The organism is Actinomycetospora sp. (assembly GCF_055612215.1).
Window position 1 is genome coordinate 1 of sequence record NZ_JBVPVA010001006.1, and the last position, 2,120, is coordinate 2,120.

Annotated in this window: 2 protein-coding genes; both read right to left on the reverse strand. The window is 74.8% G+C overall.

The window, feature by feature from the left end; genetic code table 11:
* Positions 1–45: 45 nt before the first annotated feature.
* A complete protein-coding gene (locus tag AC0CYZ_RS27325) occupies positions 46–954 on the reverse strand; it encodes a ParA family protein (RefSeq protein ID WP_472221237.1) in 909 nt (302 codons plus the stop codon).
* Between the two features lie 149 nt (positions 955–1,103).
* Positions 1,104–1,766 carry a 16S rRNA (guanine(527)-N(7))-methyltransferase RsmG gene (gene rsmG, locus AC0CYZ_RS27330; protein ID WP_472221239.1) on the reverse strand — a complete coding sequence of 221 codons (663 nt, stop codon included), beginning with the start codon at positions 1,764–1,766 and terminating at the stop codon, positions 1,104–1,106.
* Positions 1,767–2,120 lie beyond the last annotated feature (354 nt).

The following is a 2,120-nucleotide window of genomic DNA, read 5'->3' on the forward strand; positions in this document are numbered from 1 at the left end:
GGATCAGTGCGGCGAGCCCGCGGCCGAGGCCGCCTCGACGTTCGGTCATCCGTGGTCCCCCGTGGTGCTCGCAGCGGCCGACTCGGTACGTCGCTCGGCGACCGCGGCGCGTATGGCGAACTCGCGGGCCGCGTCCAGGTAGCTCATCGCCCCGCGGGAGCCGGGGTCGTAGGTGAGCACGGTCTGGCCGAAGCCGGGCGCCTCGCTCACCTTGACGCTGCGGGGGATGACGGTGCGCAGGACGAGGTCGCCGAAGTGGCTGCGGACCTCGTGGGTGACCTGGTCGGCCAGCTTGGTGCGGCCGTCGTACATCGTCAGCAGGATCGTCGAGACGTGCAGCGACGGGTTGAGGTGGGACTGCACCAGCCCGATGTTGTTGAGCAGCTGCGAGAGCCCCTCGAGCGCGTAGTACTCGCACTGGATGGGGATGAGCACCTCGGGTGCCGCGACCATCGCGTTCAGCGTGAGCAGGCCCAGCGAGGGCGGGCAGTCGATCAGCACGTAGTCGACGTCGAGCCGGTCGAGCACGTCGGACGCGAGCGCCTGCCGCAGGCGCGACTCCCGGTTCATCATCGACACGAGCTCGATCTCGGCGCCGGCGAGGTCGATGGTCGCCGGGACGCAGAGCAGGTCCGGCGAGCGGTCGCAGACCTGCGCGGCCTCGTCGAGGGTCATCTCGCCGATGAGCACCTCGTAGATCGAGGGCACCCCGCTACGGTGGTCGACGCCGAGGGCGGTGCTGGCGTTGCCCTGCGGGTCCAGGTCGACGACGAGGACGCGGGCGCCGTGCAGGGCCAGGGCGGCGGCGAGGTTGACGGTGCTCGTGGTCTTGCCGACCCCGCCCTTCTGGTTGGCCACCGTGATCACGCGGCGCCGGCTCGGGCGCGGCATCCGGTGGTCCTCGGGGTGGAGCACGCGGGCGGCGCGGGCGGCTTCCTCCGCGATGGGCGTCATGCCGGCGCCGTCGCCGTAGATGACCTCGCCCGCCCCCAGCACGCCGGCACCCACCCCGGACACGGCCTCGCTGACGGCCTCGCGCACCCGCTCCGCGCTCACCCGCTCCCCACGTCGCGTTTCACGTGGAACGCCGTGCTGTCCTTCGGTCACGAGGATCGATCCTTCCTGCCACGACCGCGGCGTCCCGCACCGGGACCCGAGCCGGCAGCCGTCCGTCGCTCCGTTCGATGTACCACCACGATGTGCGTCGTGGTGTCTCCCGCGCCGCAGCGCACGACCTCCACTTCGCCACCCCCGGCGGCGCGGAGGTCGTTCGCGTCGCGCCGCACCTCGTCGTGCGCGCTCGCGCCCTTGAGCGCGGCGAGTCTCCCACCCGGCCGCACCAGGGGCATCGCCCACGTCGCGAGACGACCCATCGGGGCCACCGCCCGCGCCGTCACCACGTCGAACTCGCCGACGGCCCGGCGCGTCTCGCGCTCCTCGGCCCGGCCGCGGCGCACCGTGACGTCGAGCCCGAGGGCCGCGACGACCTCCTCCAGCCACGCCACGCGCCGCGCCATCGGCTCGAGGAGCGTGATCGTCAGGTCGGGCCGGGCCAGGGCGAGCGGGATCCCGGGCAGACCCGCACCGGACCCGACGTCGAGGACCGTGGAGTCGGCGGGGACGACCCGGCCGACGTAGGCGGAGTTGACGAGGTGCCGGTCCCAGAGCCGGGGCAGCTCACGCGGCCCGATCACGCCCTGCTCGCGCCCCGGTCCGGCGAGCAGCTCGGCGTAGCGGCGCACCCGGGGGAGCGCATCCCCGAACAGCTCCTCGGACTCGGAGGTGGGCTCGGCCGGAGCGAGTTCGTCGGCCGGGCCGGCGTCCCGCCCCTCGGCGAGGCCGGTGTCCCGCCCCTCGGCGGGGCCGGTGTCCCGCCCCTCGGCGGGGCCCGCCGGGTCGTCGCTCGTGACCGGCCGGTCGCCCGCGGTGCCGTTCGTCGGCGTCACCGACGCCACCCCTGTCGCCGTGCACCCGGCGAGCGGCGCCGTGTTCCACGTGGTACACGGCGGCCCCCCACCCTCGTGGGGCCCACGGGTCAGCGACCGGGGAGCCCGACCCCGCGACGGCGGGGCTGCTCGCCCACGCTCTCGCTGTGCACCCCGTCCCCCCTCGCGACGGCG

Bases quoted from the DNA above. Each gene is read 5' to 3' on its own strand.
- AC0CYZ_RS27325 (WP_472221237.1), bottom strand. From the start codon at position 954: ATGACGCCCATCGCGGAGGAAGCCGCCCGCGCCGCCCGCGTGCTCCAC.